The organism is Rathayibacter tanaceti (assembly GCF_001634385.1).
Classification (GTDB): Bacteria; Actinomycetota; Actinomycetes; order Actinomycetales; family Microbacteriaceae; genus Rathayibacter; species Rathayibacter tanaceti.
Map to the genome: position 1 here is coordinate 1 of NZ_LIIN01000066.1, position 16,816 is coordinate 16,816.

A 16,816-nucleotide genomic window follows, 5' to 3' on the forward strand; every position below is an offset into this window, starting at 1 on the left:
CCCGCGCAGACTGCCATGCCGCCTGCGTTCCTCGACGGCCCCGACGCGCCGGAGCCCGCGAGGAGCAGACTCGCCCTCGCCACCCTGATCGTCGGGATCGCGGCTGTCCCGCTCGCCTTCGTGCCGTTCTTCGGGGCCGTCGTCGGCATCACTGCGATAGCGCTCGGCATCGTGGCCCTGGTCAAGAAGAGGCGGCCGCGCGGCTTCGCGCTCACCGGCCTCGTGCTCGGAGCGATGGGCCTCGTGCTCGCGATCGTCCTCACCGTGTTCGCCGTCGTCGGCCTCGTGAGTGCCGTCCAGCAGCGGCAGCTCGACCAGTCGCTCTCGGGCTCGGGCTCGTCGTCGGCATCCGACCGGCCGCTGATGTCCGGTTTCGACGACGGCGTCTCCTTCGACGACGGAGTGGCCATCGGAGTGTCGTCGCCGTCGGACTTCCAGGTGACCGAGAACGCCATCGGGGCCGACCAGGCGCACAACGTGGTGTTCACCTTCGTCATCAAGAACGACTCCGACACGCCTGTCGACCCGTATCTGAACGTCTCGGTCTCCTCCGGAGGAGTCGAGGGCAGCCGCATCGCCGACTACAGCGCGGACAGGCCGCTTGTCGAGCCGTCCACGGCGGTTCTTCCCGGCGGGCAGATCAGCTGGCAGCAGGCGTTCTCCGTGGCCGATCCCGATTCCGTCGTCGTGCAGGTCGATGCCGGCTATGACCGCCCGAAGGTCATCTTCACCTCCGTGAAGTGACGCCCGACCTGCCACGGTGCACGGGGGCCTCGGACGGGATGCGGGCTCGCGCTGCGTGCTCCCGGTGCGCGAGGCTGGACCCGTGCAGTTCAGAGTCTTCACCGAACCCCAGCAGGGCGCGAGCTACGACGATCTCCTCGCCGTCGCGCAGGCCACCGAAGCCCTCGGCTACGACGGCTTCTTCCGCTCCGACCACTACCTCAGGATGGGAGACGGCGACCCCGGCGCCGGCCCGTCCGACGCCTGGACGTCGCTCGCGGGTCTCGCCCGAGAGACCCGCAGGATCGCGCTCGGAACCCTCGTCTCCTCCGTCACCTACCGCCCGCCGGGCATCCTCGCCGTCCAGGTCGCGCAGGTCGATGCGATGTCCGGCGGACGCGTCGAGCTCGGGCTCGGCACCGGCTGGTTCGAGGAGGAGCATGCGGCCTACGGCATCCCCTTCCCGCCGCGGCGGTTCGATCTGCTCGAGGAACAGCTCGAGATCGTCACGGGCCTGTGGTCGACGCCGGTCGGCGAGCGCTACTCGTTCGCGGGCGAGCACTACACGCTGACCGATTCGCCGGCGCTGCCGAAGCCGGCGCGCCTCCCCCTGCCCGTGATCGTGGGCGGAGGCGGGCCCCAGCGGACGCCCGCGCTCGCGGCGCGTTTCGCGAGCGAGTTCAACCTCCCGTTCCCCGAGTTCGATGCGATCCCGGCCGCTTTCGAGCGGGTCGATGAAGCGTGCCGGGCGATCGGGCGCGAGCCTCGTCGATCGTGCACTCGGTTGCGCTGATCGCGGTCGGCGGAGGCGATGAGGCCGAGTTCACGCGCCGGGCGGCGGCGATCGGCCGCGAGCCGGGCGAGCTGCGCGAGCACGGTGTCGCGGGCGGCGCGCAGGAGGCGGTCGACCGCCTCGAGTCGCTGCGCGCGGCGGGCGTCGAGCGGGTCTACCTCCAGTTCATGGATCTGCACGACCTCGACCACCTCGACTTCTTCGCTCGCGAGGTGCTGCCGCGGCTCTCGTCCTGACCGGTCCTGGTCGGGAGGCTCCGCGGCGCGCTCGGTAGCCCGCACCGGGGCGGAGTGCCGAGGTCGCGCGATTTAGGCTGAGGGGATGGCGGACACGATCGAGCGCGTGGACGAGCGGCAGATGACCCGTTCGGCCGCCGAGGTGCCGTGGATCGTGCTGGTGTGGGACGACCCGGTGAACCTGATGTCGTACGTCTCGTACGTCTTCCGCAGCTACTTCGGCTTCAGCCGCGCCGAGGCCGAGCGCCTGATGCTCCAGGTGCACACCGAGGGGCGCGCCGTCGTGGCGACCGGCAACCGCGAGGAGATGGAGCGGCACGTGGAGGCGATGCACGGCTACGGTCTGTGGGCGACGCTGCAGAAGGCCGACGCGTGAGCGGGGCGAGCTGATGCGCGCGTTCCGCCGCGACTCCTCCGGGGCCGCCGTCGCCCGATTCGACCGCGAGGAGGCGGGGATCCTCCGCCACCTCGCGGGCGAGATGCTCGAGCTTCTCGATCTCAGCGTGTCCTCGGAGGAGGCCCGCTCGGATCCCGCGCTGGCTCGCCTGCTGCCCGACGCCTACCGCGACGACGCCGAAGCCGCCGAGGAGTTCCGTCGCTTCACGGCCCCCGATCTCGCCGGCCGCAAGATGGACGACGCGCGTGCAGTCGTCGCGGGGCTCGACGCCGGAGACGGCTCCAGTCACGGCCGCGTGTTCGCTGGCCTCGGCGAAGTGTCGGTCCGGCTGGAGGAGCCGCAGGCGATCGCCTGGCTCCGCGCCCTGACGGACATGCGGCTGGCGCTCGCCGCACGCCTGGGAATCGCCGATGCCGACGTCGTCGAGCCGGAGGACGGCAGCGCCGCCGCGATCCGCAGTGTCTACGACTGGCTGGGTGGAGTGCAGGACGGCCTCGTCCGCGCGGTGGACGTGTGATCCGCGCGTCATTCCACAGCTGTGGACAACCCTGTGGAGAGTTGTGGAGAACCGGCCCGCGAACGCGGTCGAACGGCTCCGCGCCGGGAGTCGGGGTGTGGAAACGCGGAGCGTCCCCCTGGGAGAACCTCGAGCAGTCGGCGGTGGCTCCGCGAGGGGTCGACGGTCCACCGGCGGGGCGCCGCCAGCGGACCCGTCGATCCGCGCCGCCGACCCCGGCGGATCCCCGTCGATCGGCGGATCGTGTTCATAGCTGTCACCCCCCTTTCGCGCAACGGGTCCCGCCGTCCCGCAGTCGGTGACACGCTGTCGCCTGTGAGTGCTGGCGGCGATGACGCGAACGGCAGACCGGAGCGCCCTGCGCTGACCCGGGACGCTGCTACTCTCCTGACCCGCGCCGCCGCGGGCGACGCCTCCGCTCTCGGCGAGCTCTTCGACAGTTTCAGCGGTCTCGTGTCGGCGTGCATCGCCACGGTGCAGGCCGATCCCACTGCTCGCGACCGGCTCTGCTCCGATGTCTTCACCGCGGTCTGGCGCCGCGCACGCGAGGGGGCCCGCGCGCGGAGCCTGTGCTCTGGCTGGTCGAGGTGCTCTGCGAGACGCTCGGCGCACAGCGCGAGCTCGTGCGTCGTCCGCTGGGCACAGGGGTCCTCGCCCTGCAATGCCCGGATCGGGAACTGCTGCTCCTGGCGGCGGCCGGTCGGTTCTCGCAGCCCGAGATCGCGGCGCTCACGGGAGTCGGCGAGTCGCGCCTCCACTCGCTGCTGCGCGACGCTCTGGAGGCGCTGGGGCGACGGGACCGCGGAGTCGTCACGGCGTGACCACCCGGGAACAGTCCATCCCGGAGTAAAGTTGAGTCAGTCGAACTCAACTTTCGATCCACGGAGGAGACCACCATCATGCAGGCCGGTCGGATGCCCCAGCAGGACGAGAAGTCCGCACTCGAGCAGTACGGCGTCAATCTGACGGCGATCGCGGCGAGCGGCAAGCTCGATCCGGTGATCGGGCGCGACGCCGAGATCCGGCGCGTCAGCCAGGTGCTCACGCGCCGCACCAAGAACAACCCCGTCCTCATCGGCGAGCCCGGCGTCGGCAAGACCGCCGTCGTCGAGGGGCTGGCGCAGCGGATCGTCGCAGGCGACGTCGCCGAGAGCCTCAAGGGCAAGCAGCTCGTGAGCCTTGACCTCTCTGCGCTGATCGCGGGCGCGAAGTACCGCGGCGAGTTCGAGGAGCGGCTGAAGGCCGTGCTCCAGGAGATCGAAGAGTCGGAAGGGCGCATCATCACCTTCATCGACGAGCTGCACACCCTGATGGGCGCGGGTGGCGGCGAGGGCTCGGTGGCGGCCGCGAACATGCTCAAGCCGATGCTGGCCCGCGGCGAGCTGCGGATGATCGGTGCCACGACGCTCGACGAGTACCGCCAGTACATCGAGAAGGACGCGGCGCTCGAGCGCCGGTTCCAGCAGGTGCTCGTCGGCGAGCCGAGCGTCGAGGACACGGTCGCGATCCTCCGCGGGTTGAAGGAGCGGTACGAGGCGCACCACAAGGTGGCCATCGCCGACTCCGCCCTCGTGGCCGCCGCCTCCCTCTCGAACCGCTACATCACCGCCCGGCAGCTGCCCGACAAGGCGATCGACCTGATCGACGAGGCCGCGTCGCGCCTGCGGATGGAGATCGACTCGGCGCCGGTCGAGATCGACGAGCTGCGCCGCTCCGTCGACCGGCTGAAGCTGGAGGAGCTGGCGCTGAAGAAGGAGAAGGACGAGGCCTCGAAGGCGCGGCTCGAGAAGCTGCGCGAGGATCTCGCGCGGCGCGGCTCGCAGCTCGAGGAGCTGCAGGAGCGCTGGGAGCGCGAGCGCGCTTCCCTCAACCGCGTGGGCGAGCTCAAGAACCGGCTCGACGCCCTGCGCATCGCGGCCGAGCGGGCGCAGCGCGAGGGCAAGCTCGAGCGCGCGTCGAAGCTGCTGTACGGCGACATCCCGGTGATCGAGCGCGAGCTCGCGGCGGCGGAGGCGGAGGAGGAGCCGGCGGAGGGCCGCATGGTCAACGAGCAGGTGACCGCCGACGACATCGCAGCCGTGATCGCTGCCTGGACGGGGATCCCCGTCGGCCGCCTGCTGCAGGGCGAGACCGAGAAGCTGCTGCACCTCGAGACCGAGCTGCATCGGCGGCTGATCGGGCAGGACGAGGCGGTCTCGGCCGTCTCCGACGCCGTCCGGCGCACGCGCGCGGGCATCTCCGACCCCGACCGGCCCACCGGCTCCTTCCTCTTCCTCGGCCCGACGGGTGTGGGCAAGACCGAGCTGGCGAAGGCGCTGGCCGACCATCTCTTCGACGACGAGAAGGCGATGGTGCGCATCGACATGTCCGAGTACGGCGAGAAGTTCGCCGTCTCTCGGCTGGTCGGCGCTCCTCCCGGCTACATCGGCTACGAGCAGGGCGGTCAGCTGACGGAGGCGGTGCGTCGGCGCCCCTACTCGGTGGTGCTCCTCGACGAGATCGAGAAGGCGCACCCCGAGGTGTTCGACGTGCTGCTCCAGGTGCTCGACGATGGTCGACTGACCGACGGGCAGGGGCGAACGGTCGATTTCCGCAACACGATCCTCATCCTCACCTCCAACCTGGGGTCGCAGTACCTCGTCGACCCGGTCCTCTCGCGGGCGCAGAAGGAGGAGGCGGTGCAGCAGATGGTGCGCCAGGCCTTCAAGCCGGAGTTCGTGAATCGACTCGACGACATCGTGATCTTCGACGCGCTCGACCGCACCGAGCTGGGCGAGATCGTGTCGCTGTACGTCGACCGGCTCTCGAAGCGGCTGGCGGAGCGGCGGCTCGACCTCGCCGTGACGCCGGCGGCGCGCGGCTGGCTGGCCGAGCGCGGCTACGACCCGCAGTACGGTGCACGGCCGCTGCGCCGGTTGATGCAGCGGGCGATCGACGATCAGCTGGCGACGGCGCTGTTGGGCGGTGCGATCCGCGACGGGGACGTGGTGCTGGTCGACGTGGCGGAGGACGGCGAGAGCCTCGCGGTGACGGCAGGCCTGAGGGCGGCGCCCTAGACGCGCTGCCGGGTCCGGGGGCTCTCGCGTTCGCTCCGGGCCCGCGGAGGCGGGGAGGAGCGGGCGAGGCGGGCGGAGGCTCCTCCACAGGGCGCGCGGGCCGGGCGATCGTCCACAGATGCGGGATCCGGGGTCTGGGGCCGCTGCGGTCTGCGTAGCGTCGTCGGCATGTCCTTCGAAGTCCTCGGCCCGCGCATGGCCGACCTCGCGCCGGAGCAGCGGCGCGCGAGCGCCTGCGCGCCCGGGGCCCCGGCGCCCTCACCGATGCCGAGACCCTCGCGGTGCTCATCGGAGCCGGCGTGCGCGGCGCCAACGCCACCGTCGTCGCGCAGCGCCTCCTCGCGCGCTTCGGTGGTATCGACGCGGTGGCTCGCGCCGGAGTGTCCGATCTGATGCGGCACCGCGGCATCGGCGAGGTGGCCGCCTGCCGGCTCGTCGCCTCGTTCGAGCTGCGGCGCCGGATGAACCGCGCGTCGCGAGCGGCCCGTGTGACGGATGCGGTCGCGCTCGCCGAACTCGTCACTCCGCTCCTCGCCGATCGCCCGCTCGAGACCGTGCTGGCCGTCGCGCTCGGCGAGTCGGGTGCTGTGCGCGACGTGCTCACGCTGGCCGACGGCGCCCCGTCGCACGCCGAGCTGCCGCTGCCCGCCGTGCTCGCAGAGGTGCTCGCCCGCGGCGCCACCGGGGTCGGTCTCGCGCACAGTCATCCGGGCGACGCCGTTGTGCTGCCCTCCGACCGTGCGGCGACGAGGGCGCTCGCCGAGGGTGCCGAGGCCTGCGGCCTGCGGTTCCTCGCGCACATCGTGATCGGTCGCGACGGCTGGGTCGAGGCGCCGCCCTGACGGCGCCGCCCTGATGGCACCGCCGACCCGCGGCCGCCCGCTCGCGCGTTCGTGCAAGCCCCAAGTCCTCCCGACTCCGCCGCAGCGCTCGGGCGTAGCGTGGAGGAGTCCCCACCCCTCTCCCGACCAGGAGCATCCATGCGAGCAACACTCATCCACGGCGAGCGCGACATCCGTCTCGAGGAGGTCCCCGACCCGCAGCTGTCCACGGGCCACGACGCGATCGTGCGCGTCACCGCCGCCTGCGTCTGCGGCTCCGACCTCTGGCCGTACCGTGGCGTCACCCCCACCGCCGAGGCGCACCGTATCGGCCACGAGTTCGTCGGAGTCGTCGAGGCCGTCGGCGACCAGGTGCGCGAGGTCTCGGTCGGCGACTTCGTGATCGCCCCCTTCTACGTCTGCGACGGCACCTGCGCCAACTGCGCGAACGGCGTCTCCACCTCGTGTCTGAACGGCGGCTGGTGGGGTGCCGAGGTGCGTGAAGAGGCTTCGCCGACGGCGCCCAGGGCGAGAAGGTCCGCGTCCCGCTGGCCGACGGCACCCTGTTCCGGGTCGGCACCGACCCCGATCCGGCGCTCATCCCGAGTCTGCTCACCCTCGCCGACGTGATGGGCACCGGGCACCACGCCGCGGTCTCCGCCGGAGTGACGGCCGGATCGACGGTCGCGGTGGTCGGCGACGGCGCGGTCGGCCTCTGCGCCGTCCTCGCGGCCAAGCGGCTCGGAGCGACCACCATCATCGCGATGTCGCGGCACGAGTCGCGTCAGAACCTGGCCCGCCGCTTCGGTGCGACGCACATCGTCGAGACCCGCGGAGACGAGGGGGTCGCGCGCGTGCGCGAGCTGACAGACGGCATCGGCGCCGACTGCGTGCTCGAATGCGTCGGCACCAAGGAATCGATGCAGCAGGCGCTCGACTCGGCCCGTCCCGGCGGCATGGTCGGCTACGTCGGTGTGCCCAACGGCGGCCCCGAGCTGCCCGTGCGCCAGATGTTCGGCTCCAACGTGGGCGTGAACGGCGGAGTCGCGCCGGTGCGCGGCTACATGGCGGAGCTCCTGCCCGACGTGCTCAGTGGCGCGATCGAGCCCGGCCTGGTCTTCGACCTGGAGCTGCCGCTCGAGGACATCGCGGAGGCGTACGCCGCGATGGACGAGCGTCGCGCCATCAAGACGCTCGTCCGCCCCTAGAAAGGCGCGCGGAGAGGGCCCTCGCGGCTCGGGATAGTAGCCTCCCGCGCATGACCGCGTCATCTCGCGGCGCCGCGAAGGTGCCCCTCTTCCATCCCGACCTCGCGATCGGCCGCTTCTTCCCACCCGTCTTCGTCGGCCCGCGCCTGGTGCGGCTGATCAACCGCAAGCAGCAGACGGGTGGGGAGGCGCCGCCGGACATCATCGTCGAGGACCTCGTGATCCCCGGCCCGGACGGAGTTCCGAGCGTCCGAGCGCGCAGCTACCGCCCGCGCACACTCCGCACGACGGCTCCGGCTCTGGTCTGGGTGCACGGCGGCGGCACGGTCCTCGGCAGCCACCTCCAGGACGAGGCGTCGAACATCGCCTTCGCGCGCACGCTCGGCATCTCCGTCCTCTCGGTCGGCTACCGGCTCGCGCCCACCCACCCCGCCCCGGCAGCCCTCGAGGACGTGCTGGCGGCGTTCCGCTGGCTCGCCGAACACGCCGACGAGCGCGGCGTCGATCCGCAGCGGATCGCGATCGGCGGAGCGAGCGCGGGCGGCGGGCTCGCGGCCGGCACCACCCTGCTCGCGCACGACCGCGGAGGACCGCAGCCCGCGTTCCAACTGCTCGTCTACCCCATGCTGGACGATCGGACCGTCACCCGCCCGGGCCCGACCCCTCCCGGCGTGCGCGTGTGGACGCCGCGCAGCAACCGCTTCGGCTGGTCCTCGTACCTCGGCGCGGAGCCCGGTGGCCCCGACGTCTCGGTCTACGCCGCACCCGCTCGCCGCGACGACCTCTCTGGTCTTCCGCCCGCGTGGATTGGCGTCGGCACACTCGACCTCTTCCACGACGAGGACGTCCGGTACGCCGAGCGCCTCCGCGCGGCCGGTGTCCCGTGCGAGCTCGAGATCGTGGAAGGGGCCTTCCACGGCTTCGATGCGCTCTTCCGCCGCAGCGGAGTGACGAAGCGTTTCTGGAGTGCGCAGTCCGCGGCGCTCGGGGCCGCGCTGGCCCCGTGACCGTCGCGCCGAGCGGACTCGCCGGGAGCGCTCCGCTGGCCGGAGGATGACACGATGGATCGGGCCCCGCTCGACGCGGCCGTGCCTGCGCCGGTCCGCTGATCGGATGCCCCAGCAGCTCCAGGAGGACCCGTGACCATCGACCGGCTTGCCACCCGCTACGAGATCGCCCTGCCGGCCTGGATCGCGGACGCGATCCGCGACGTCCCCGAGGTCCTCGCGACCGCGGAGGAGCGGATGGCGCTCGTGCACGCGCTCGCCGATCGCAACTTCCGCGAGGGCAACGGCGGACCGTTCGCCGCGATCGTCGTCGAGCGGGACTCCGGCCGTCTCGTCTCGGTCGGCGTGAACGTCGTGCTCGCGAGCGGAGTCTCGTCAGGGCACGCCGAGGTCACCGCGCTCGGTCTCGCGCAGACCTCCCTCGGCACCTGGGACCTCGGAGGCGAGGGGCTCCCCGCGCACGAGCTCGTCGTCAACTGGCGACCGTGCGTGCAGTGCTACGGAGCGACGCTGTGGTCGGGCGTGCGCCGCCTGGTCGTCGCGGGCTCCGGCCCCGAGCTGGAGGAGATCAGCACGTTCGACGAGGGGCCGATGCGCGAAGACTGGGCCGCCCAGTTCGAGGAGCGCGGCATCGAGGTGGTCGACGGAGTCCTGCGCGACGAGGCGCTCTCTGTCTTCCGCGCCTACCGGGCTCACGTGAACGCGGGCGCGGCGCTCGTCTACAACGCTCGCGCCACCCCCTGATGCGGTGCGGCTGACCTGCTGCGGCTGACGCGCCGAATCCGGTCCGAGCTGCCTCCCCCGACGAGAACGGGCGAGCCTCCGGAGGGAGCGCTCGCCCGTTCAGACGGAGACCGGGGCGTCAGCGCCACCAGTCGTCGAACATCGACAGCGGCACCTGGCGCTTGTGCTCGGTCGCGAGGTAGCGCGCCTCGATCGCCTCGGCGACGGCGGGATCCACGTCGCCGCCCTCCAGGTACTCGTCGAGGTCGGCGTAGGTGAGGCCGAGGTTGGTCTCGTCGGTCTGTCCGGGGTTCTCGTCGAGCAGATCCGCGGTCGGCGCCTTCTCGTAGAGGCGTGCGGGGGCGTCGAGATGCTCGAGGAGCGAGCGGCCCTGACGCTTGGTGAGACCGGTCAGCGGCAGGACGTCGGCTCCGCCGTCGCCGAACTTCGTGAAGAAGCCGGTGACGGCCTCGGCGGCGTGGTCGGTGCCGACGACGAGCATGCCTGCCTGTCCGGCGATCGCGTACTGCGCGATCATCCGTGCGCGGGCCTTCACGTTGCCCTTGACGAAGTCCGAGATCGGCTCGCCGACCGCGTCGCCGAAGGCCGCGGCGATGCCGTCGACGCCCTGCTGGATGTCGAAGACCACCTGGCGGTCGGGGCGGATGAAGGAGAGCGCGAGCTGCGCGTCCTCCTCGTCCGCCTGCACGCGGTACGGCAGACGGACCGCGGTGAAGGAGGCGTCGCCTCCGCTCTCGCGCACTCGTTCGACCGCGAGCTGGCAGAGGCGGCCGGCGAGGCTCGAGTCCTGCCCGCCGCTGATGCCGAGGACGAGGCCTTTCGCGCCGGTGCTGCGGAGGTACTCGGCGAGGAAGCCGCTGCGCCGGTCGACCTCGTCGGCCGGATCGACGGTGGGAGAGACGTGGAGCTCGGAGATGATCTGCTGGTGAACGTCGCGCACGGCCTCACGCTACTCCGGATGCGGCCGCCGAACTCGATCGACAGGAATCGGTCGCTGAGGCGGCGGCGGGTGCCGCCCTTCACCGCGACGGCGACGAGGCGGTTTCGTCCGGGCGCGGCTCGGTCGCGGTCCTCCCGACAGCGGCCATCGGTCGTCACACCTCAGGAGTCGACCGGACCGTCCGCTGTCCCGAGTTCCTCGCCGATCGCAGCCGACTCCTCGAGTGCTTGCCGCAGCCGCTCGTCGATGCGCAGGGTCATGGTGCCCGACTCGTCGATCGAGGAGACCGTCGTGACGACACCTCCACGAGAGAAATGGACGTTCAGTGACATCACGCCGCCGGGCACGAGCCCGTCTCCGATGATCCGCATGGTCACGGTGACGAGGTCGGAGACCGCGTCGAGGGTCTGCGGGCCGGTGAGGGGCAGAGTGATGAGCGTGTGTCGAGAGGGAACCGTGAAGAAGGTTCCGAACGGCGCGGACCCGATGACCGCGGGAAGGTTCGCAGCCTTCGAGGCGGTGAAGAGCGAATCGCCGACGATGACCTCGATTCCCGGGGTCGCCTCGTAGCGCTGATCGACGGGCTCGCGGTCGGTGTTCAGCTGGCCGAAGGCGTAGAGCTCGTCCTCGCCCAGCGCAAGCGTGCCGATAGCGGAGTCGGTGAGAGCGACCACGCAGCCGGGGAGGTCGATGCACAGTGCGATGACGATGCCCTCTGAGAACGGCCGCGCGTAGCGGAACGGGAAGTCGTCCGGCTGGTTGTCCCGGCTGCTCAGAAGACGGGTGCGGATGCGCGAGCGGAGTTCCTCGGGCGAGAAGCCTGCGAGGTCGGGCATGTCGGCGGAGGAGACGAGCCAGCCGATATGGTCGGCGATGATGGTCTCCGCCTCGTCGATCGGCGCTCCCAGCGTTTTCGCGAGCACGGTGAAGAGCGCGAAGCGTCGCGCATCGGCGGAGACAAGTTCTACGTCCTCGGGGTTCTCGCCGTGCCGCACCGTGGTCTCGACTCCCTGCTCAGCGAGCATTCGTCGCGCCGTCGCTGTCACCCACTCGACACGGTCTGCGGGTTGCGGCCTCTTCCTCCATCGCGTGAACAAACCCACCACGTCCTCCGTCTCAGATCGCTCGTGCTCGGAGCCTAGCGTGAGGGTTGCTCGGCTAAAGGCGATCGGTCGCGTCTGGGTGTCGACGATGCACCGCACGATCGTTGCGTCGTCGTCGTCGTCGTCGCTGTCGTCGCTCGCTCGCTCCTGCGTCGGTGGAGCTCGTGCCGGCCGCGGACGGCCTCGATCCGGCGGTCCCTGGATCGTCGATGGCGCGCACGTTCCGTGGGGAGCGCCTCCGAGCTGTGGTTCTGGTGTGCGCCTCAGCCGCGCTCCGCGACGATCCGGGCGATGCGCGCCGGGACCGTGTCGTCCTGGAGGCTCGTCACGTCACCGAGTGGCCGGCCGTCGCGGATGTCGCCGAGCAGGCGGCGCATGATCTTGCCGGAGCGGGTCTTGGGCAGGTCGGGCACCACCACCACGTCGCGCGGCTTGGCGATCGGCCCGATCGCGGTGGCGACGTGCTCGCGCAGCTGAGCGGAGAGCGACGCGCCGAGCGCGCTCCAGTAGGCAGGGTCCTCCGCGGCCCGGTCGACGGTCTCGTCGGACGGGATGACGAAGGCCGCGATCGCCTGCCCGGTCGTCGGGTCGGCGACTCCGACCACTCCGGCCTCGCCGACCGCCGGATGGGCGACGAGGGCCGATTCGATCTCGATCGTTGACAGGCGGTGGCCCGAGACGTTGATCACGTCGTCCACGCGGCCCAGCACCCAGATGTCCCCGTCGGCGTCGTACTTAGCGCCGTCGCCCGAGAAGAAGTAGCCCCGGGAGGCGTAGCGCGCCCAGTAGGAGTCGCGGTACCGCTCCGGATCCCCCCAGACAGTGCGGGCGAGCGCTGGTCCGGTGCCGTCGACCACGAGGTACCCGCCGGAGCCGTTCGGCACCCGCTCGCCGTTCTCGTCGACCACGAGCGTGCTCAGCCCCGGCAATGCGCCGAGGGAGGATCCGGGCTTGAGCGTCGAGACGCCCGGCAGCGGGCACATCACGGCGGCGCCCGTCTCGGACTGCCACCAGGTGTCGACGATCGGGCAGCGCCCGCCGCCGATCGCCTCGTGGAACCAGACCCACGCCTCGGGGTTGATCGACTCGCCGACCGTGCCGAGCAGGCGCAGGCTCGAGAGGTCGTACCGCTCCGGCACGCCCTCGGGGAACCACGTCATCAGCGTGCGGATCAGCGTCGGTGCCGTGTAGTAGACGGTCACCCCGTAGCGCTCGATGATCTCGAGGTGCCGCGCCGTGTGCGGGGTGTTCGGAGTGCCCTCGTAGATCACCTGGGTGAGCCCGTTCGAGAGCGGACCGTAGATCTCGTAGGTGTGCGCCGTCACCCAGGCGAGATCGGCGGTGCACCAGTGCACGTCGTCGGGCTTCGCGTCGAAGACCGCCCAGTGCGTCCACGAGGCCTGCGTCAGGTAGCCGCCGCTGGTGTGCACGAGGCCCTTCGGTTTCCCGGTCGTGCCGGAGGTGTAGATGATGAACAGCGGGGTCTCGGAGTCGAACGCCTCTGCCTCGTGGACATCGCTCTGGCCGTCGACGAGCTCGTGCCACCAGACGTCGCGGCCCGGGGTCCACGGCACGTCGGACTCGCCGGTGCGGCGGACGACCAGGACGTGCTCGATCGACGCGACGCCTTCGACGGCGTGATCGGCGCTCGCCTTGACCGGCACCGCGGCTCCGCGCCGGAACTGCCCGTCGGTGGTGACCAGCAGCTTGGCGCCGGTGTCCTCGACGCGGAACCGCACCGCCTCGGCCGAGAAGCCGCCGAAGACGAGTGAGTGGATCGCTCCGATGCGAGCGATCGCGAGCGTGATGACGACGGTCTCGGGGATCACCGGCAGGTAGACGACGACCCGGTCGCCCGCACCGATGCCCAGTGCTGTCAGTGCGTTCGCGGCTCGCGACACCTCCTTCTGCAGGTGCGCGTAGCTGATCGAGCGCCGGTCGCCGGGCTCGCCCTCGAAGTGCAGGGCGATCGTGTCGCCCCTCCCGGCGTCGACGTGGCGGTCGACGCAGTTGACGGCCACGTTGAGCCGACCGCCCTCGAACCAGGTGGCGCGCGGAACCGAGAGCGTTCCGTCGGGCAGCGGAGCGGCCGGCTCCCAGGTGCGTGCCGTGTGCCACGGTTCTGCCCAGTCGAGGCGGCGAGCCGCCTCCTCCCAGAACGCGACCGGATCGGACGCAGCGCGCGCGTACTCCTCCTGGCCCACGTTCGCTGCGGCGGCGAATGCCTCGGGAGGCGGGAACCGCCGGTGCTCGTCGAGCAGGTTGGCGATCGTGTCGCTCACTCTCGACGCTCCTTCCCGGGCGCTCACGCCCACTTCCTTACCGCGTAGCGCTGGAACACTCCGACGACCGCATCGGTGAGCTTGCCGAGGACGGCGAGCAGGATGATCGCGAGGAACACCCGATCGATCCGCCCGTTGTTCTGGCTGTCGATGAGCCGGAAGCCCAGGCCCATCGAGGAGGCGATCAGCTCGGACGCGACGAGGAACAGCCAGGACTGGGCGAGCGCGAGGCGCAGCCCCGAGATCACGGAGGGGATCACCGCGGGCAGCTGCACCGTCGTGAATAGCCGCACGCCCGAGAGCCCGAAGGCGCGGCCCGCCTCGACCAGGTGTCGGTCGACGTGTCCGAGTGCGGTGGCGACCGTGGTGAACACGGGGAAGAACGCGCCGATGGTGATCAGCGTGATCTTCGACTCCTCACCGATCCCCATCCAGAGCAGCAGGAGCGGGACCCAGGCGAGCGAGGGCACCGCGCGGATCGCGCCGAGAGTCGGACCGAGGACGACCTCCCAGATGCGGGAGAGCCCGAACAGGGCGCCGACGACCAGGCCGAGGACAGACCCGAGAGCGAAGCCGATGAGCACCCGCTGGGTCGAGATGGCGATGTCCTGGCCGAGGTCGCCTCGCTGTGCGAGATCCACACCGGCCGCCCACACCATCGCGGGCGAGGGGAACACCGACACCGGCACCAGGCCCGTCGCGGTCGCGATCTGCCAGGCGAGTAGCAGCACGACCGGCAGGGTCGCTCCGCCCACCACCACGAACCAGCGTCGCGAGCCGAGCGGACGCGTGCGGGCCGCCGCATCGTCGCGCACCCGCTTCTGCGAGGCGGAGACGCTCGGCCCGACGACGGCGGCTCCGACCGTGCCGGGAGCCGGCACCAGGCCAGTGCCGCGCCGGATCAGGTCGGCGTCGGTCGCCTCGTCGTCTCGGATCGCCATGGTCGTCTCCTCGGGAGCTGTCGTGGTCGTGGAGCGGCGGGTCAAGCCCCGATGGCAGTGGGATCGGCCGCCGTCGCGTAGGTGTCGTCGAACAGCGACTCGAGCGCATCATCGACCTGCTGCTGCGAGGCGACGTCGCCGTTCGCGACGAAGATCGGGCCGATCACGGCGAGCACGTCGGTCTGCGCGGAGCCCGGGACGTTGTCGACGTCGAGGTTGCTCCGCTCAGTGATGACCGTGGTCGCCACCGCCACGTCGAGTCCGGCGACCGAGGCGAGGATGCTCGCCGTCTCGTCCTGGTTCTCGAGAGCCCAGGCGCGGGCGTGCTCGTAGGCGTTCACGACGGTCTGCGCGAGGTCGGGCTTCTCGGCGAGGAAGCTCTCGGTCGCGTTGAGCAGGCCGTAGGAGTTGAAGTCGACGTTGCGGTACAGCAGCGTCGCGCCGGCGGCCTCTGCGCCGGCCATGATCGGATCGAGGCCGGCCCACGCGTCGACGGAGCCGTTCTGCAGCGCGGCCCAGCCGTCGGCGTGCTGGAGGTTCTGCACCGTGACGTCGTCGATGCCGAGGCCGGCGGCCTCGAGCGCCTGCACGAGGAAGAAGTAGGGGTCGGTGCCCTTGGTGGCCGCGATCTGCTTGCCCTTCAGCTGCTCGACCGAGGTGATCGCCGAGCCGGCGGGGACGACGAGGGCCGACCACTCCGGCTGCGAGAAGATGTCGATCGTCGTGATGGGCGAGCCGTTCGAGCGCGCGAGCAGCGCCGCTGAGCCGGCGGTCGAGCCGACGTCGATCGCTCCGGCGCGCAAGGCCTCGTTGGCCTTGTTGGAGCCGGCGGACTGCACCCACGCCACGGTGACCTGCTGCTCGGCGAGGGCCGCCTCGAGCCAGCCCTTCTCCTTGATGACCAGGCTCAGCGGGTTGTAGGTCGCGAAGTCGAGCGTGAGGGTGCCGCCCCGGGTGCCGCCGGCCCCGGCGGTTGCGGCTGCCGCACCTGCGCCGCCCTCGCCCTGGACGCAGCCGGCGAGGAGCGGGACGGCAGCGGCCGTGAGCAGACCGGCGAGTGCGGTGCGGCGGGAGAGGGGTGTGCTGGTGAACGACATGGGGGCCTCGACTTCGGGTGCGGTGACAGGACTGAGTGTGGGGGACACGGGCGGGGAGCGGAGCGCGGGGCGGATCGATCGGTGGACAGGCAGTGAAACCGGGGCCTGGGGAGGGAGCTAGTGCCGCTCGATTCCGAGCCCGACGAGCAGGTCGGCGCGGCGCTCGGCGAGCTCCGCCGAGCCGCGGTCGCGAGGCCGGGCGCCGGGGACGGCCATGATCCGCTGGATGCGCGAGACGCCTCCCGGCTCGTCGCGACCCAGCAGCACGATGCGGTCGGCCAGCTGCAGCGCCTCGTCGACGTCGTGGGTCACGAGCAGGACGGTCGCCGGGGCGGCCGCATGCACGTCGAGCAGCAGGTCCTGCATCCGCAGCCGGGTCAGCGCGTCGAGCGCGCCGAACGGCTCGTCGAGGAGGAGGACGCCGGGGTTTCGCGCGAGGGCGCGCGCCAGGGAGGCGCGCTGGGCCATCCCTCCCGAGACCTCGCGCGGTCGCGAGCGCTCATGAGCGCTGAGCCCGACCAGCGAGAGCAGCTCGTCGACCGCGGCCCGGGCGGCGGGACGGGGTGTGCCGCGCGGGAGGCCGAGGGCGATGTTCTCGGCGATGCTCCGCCACGGCAGCAGACGCGGCTCCTGGAACGCCACCGCGCAGCGCGGGTCGATGCCCGACACCGGCGATCCGTCGATGAGCACGGAGCCCTCGGAGGCGCTGTCCAGCCCCGCCGCGATGCGCAGGAGGGTCGACTTGCCGCATCCACTCGGCCCGAGGATCGCGATGACCTCGCCCGCAGTGACATCGAGCGAGACGTCGGTCAGGACGGGAGCGCCCGGCGTGAACGTGCGGCCCACGGCCTCGAACCGCACCGGGAACGCCGACTGGCCGAGCTCGGCGTCGAAGGCCAGGCTCGTGCGGGCGGCGGGGGTGGCGGGCATGGTGCTCCGGGCGGCGGGGCG

Annotated in this window: 14 protein-coding genes and 2 pseudogenes; 10 read left to right on the top strand and 6 right to left on the bottom strand. The window is 71.6% G+C overall.

Annotation, left to right across the window (positions count from 1 at the left end):
* The 10 genes and pseudogenes from ACH61_RS09315 to ACH61_RS09360 all read left to right on the top strand — a co-directional run.
* Positions 1 to 744 (top strand): DUF4190 domain-containing protein (locus ACH61_RS09315; RefSeq protein ID WP_236713614.1); only part of this gene is annotated, 744 nt, incomplete at its 5' end.
* A gap of 82 nt (positions 745 to 826) precedes the next feature.
* Positions 827 to 1,752 (top strand): annotated as a pseudogene (locus tag ACH61_RS09320) (LLM class F420-dependent oxidoreductase).
* An 85-nt stretch (positions 1,753 to 1,837) separates the two neighbouring features.
* Positions 1,838 to 2,128: an ATP-dependent Clp protease adapter ClpS gene (gene clpS, locus ACH61_RS09325; protein WP_068211468.1), complete on the top strand. Its 291-nt coding sequence runs from the start codon at positions 1,838 to 1,840 to the stop codon at positions 2,126 to 2,128.
* A 13-nt stretch (positions 2,129 to 2,141) separates the two neighbouring features.
* Positions 2,142 to 2,666, top strand: coding sequence for a DUF2017 domain-containing protein (locus ACH61_RS09330; RefSeq protein ID WP_068211471.1), 525 nt, complete (start codon positions 2,142 to 2,144; stop codon positions 2,664 to 2,666).
* A gap of 569 nt (positions 2,667 to 3,235) precedes the next feature.
* Entirely contained in the window at positions 3,236 to 3,487 is a 252-nt protein-coding gene (locus ACH61_RS09335; protein WP_068211474.1) for a hypothetical protein, read from the top strand.
* A 93-nt stretch (positions 3,488 to 3,580) separates the two neighbouring features.
* A complete protein-coding gene (locus ACH61_RS09340) occupies positions 3,581 to 5,722 on the top strand; it encodes an ATP-dependent Clp protease ATP-binding subunit (RefSeq protein WP_413784030.1) in 2,142 nt (713 codons plus the stop codon).
* Positions 5,723 to 5,955: 233 nt separating this feature from the next.
* Positions 5,956 to 6,564, top strand: a complete 609-nt coding sequence (locus tag ACH61_RS09345; RefSeq protein WP_068211477.1) for a JAB domain-containing protein — start codon at positions 5,956 to 5,958, stop codon at positions 6,562 to 6,564.
* A gap of 138 nt (positions 6,565 to 6,702) precedes the next feature.
* Positions 6,703 to 7,751: pseudogene (locus tag ACH61_RS09350) on the top strand (zinc-dependent alcohol dehydrogenase family protein).
* A 50-nt stretch (positions 7,752 to 7,801) separates the two neighbouring features.
* Positions 7,802 to 8,758 (top strand): alpha/beta hydrolase, encoded by a 957-nt coding sequence (locus tag ACH61_RS09355; protein WP_068211479.1) that lies wholly within the window; start codon positions 7,802 to 7,804, stop codon positions 8,756 to 8,758.
* A 132-nt stretch (positions 8,759 to 8,890) separates the two neighbouring features.
* Positions 8,891 to 9,502: a nucleoside deaminase gene (locus ACH61_RS09360; RefSeq protein ID WP_199220837.1), complete on the top strand. Its 612-nt coding sequence runs from the start codon at positions 8,891 to 8,893 to the stop codon at positions 9,500 to 9,502.
* A gap of 118 nt (positions 9,503 to 9,620) precedes the next feature.
* On the opposite strand, the gene nadE is transcribed toward ACH61_RS09360, so the two are convergent.
* The 6 genes from nadE to ACH61_RS09390 form a co-directional block, all read right to left on the bottom strand.
* Entirely contained in the window at positions 9,621 to 10,442 is an 822-nt protein-coding gene (nadE, locus tag ACH61_RS09365; RefSeq protein ID WP_068211482.1) for an ammonia-dependent NAD(+) synthetase, read from the bottom strand.
* A 161-nt stretch (positions 10,443 to 10,603) separates the two neighbouring features.
* Positions 10,604 to 11,467 carry a hypothetical protein gene (locus ACH61_RS09370; protein ID WP_236713615.1) on the bottom strand — a complete coding sequence of 288 codons (864 nt, stop codon included), beginning with the start codon at positions 11,465 to 11,467 and terminating at the stop codon, positions 10,604 to 10,606.
* Positions 11,468 to 11,808: 341 nt separating this feature from the next.
* The gene (gene acs / locus ACH61_RS09375; protein WP_068211488.1) at positions 11,809 to 13,827 is read right to left on the bottom strand and encodes an acetate--CoA ligase; all 2,019 of its coding nucleotides are present in this window, start codon (positions 13,825 to 13,827) and stop codon (positions 11,809 to 11,811) included.
* A 23-nt stretch (positions 13,828 to 13,850) separates the two neighbouring features.
* A complete protein-coding gene (locus ACH61_RS09380) occupies positions 13,851 to 14,768 on the bottom strand; it encodes an ABC transporter permease (RefSeq protein WP_082845157.1) in 918 nt (305 codons plus the stop codon).
* A 41-nt stretch (positions 14,769 to 14,809) separates the two neighbouring features.
* Entirely contained in the window at positions 14,810 to 15,865 is a 1,056-nt protein-coding gene (locus ACH61_RS09385; RefSeq protein ID WP_068211491.1) for an aliphatic sulfonate ABC transporter substrate-binding protein, read from the bottom strand.
* 117 nt (positions 15,866 to 15,982) lie between these two features.
* The gene (locus ACH61_RS09390; protein ID WP_068211493.1) at positions 15,983 to 16,795 is read right to left on the bottom strand and encodes an ABC transporter ATP-binding protein; all 813 of its coding nucleotides are present in this window, start codon (positions 16,793 to 16,795) and stop codon (positions 15,983 to 15,985) included.
* Between the last annotated feature and the right edge of the window lie 21 nt (positions 16,796 to 16,816).

Coding starts and splice junctions, on each gene's coding strand:
- ACH61_RS09340 (WP_413784030.1), top strand. CDS start 3,581: ATGCCCCAGCAGGACGAGAAGTCCGCACTCGAGCAGTACGGCGTCAAT.
- ACH61_RS09330 (WP_068211471.1), top strand. CDS start 2,142: ATGCGCGCGTTCCGCCGCGACTCCTCCGGGGCCGCCGTCGCCCGATTC.
- ACH61_RS09390 (WP_068211493.1), bottom strand. CDS start 16,795: ATGCCCGCCACCCCCGCCGCCCGCACGAGCCTGGCCTTCGACGCCGAG.
- ACH61_RS09355 (WP_068211479.1), top strand. CDS start 7,802: ATGACCGCGTCATCTCGCGGCGCCGCGAAGGTGCCCCTCTTCCATCCC.
- ACH61_RS09370 (WP_236713615.1), bottom strand. CDS start 11,467: ATGCTCGCTGAGCAGGGAGTCGAGACCACGGTGCGGCACGGCGAGAAC.
- ACH61_RS09380 (WP_082845157.1), bottom strand. CDS start 14,768: ATGGCGATCCGAGACGACGAGGCGACCGACGCCGACCTGATCCGGCGC.
- clpS (WP_068211468.1), top strand. CDS start 1,838: ATGGCGGACACGATCGAGCGCGTGGACGAGCGGCAGATGACCCGTTCG.
- ACH61_RS09385 (WP_068211491.1), bottom strand. CDS start 15,865: ATGTCGTTCACCAGCACACCCCTCTCCCGCCGCACCGCACTCGCCGGT.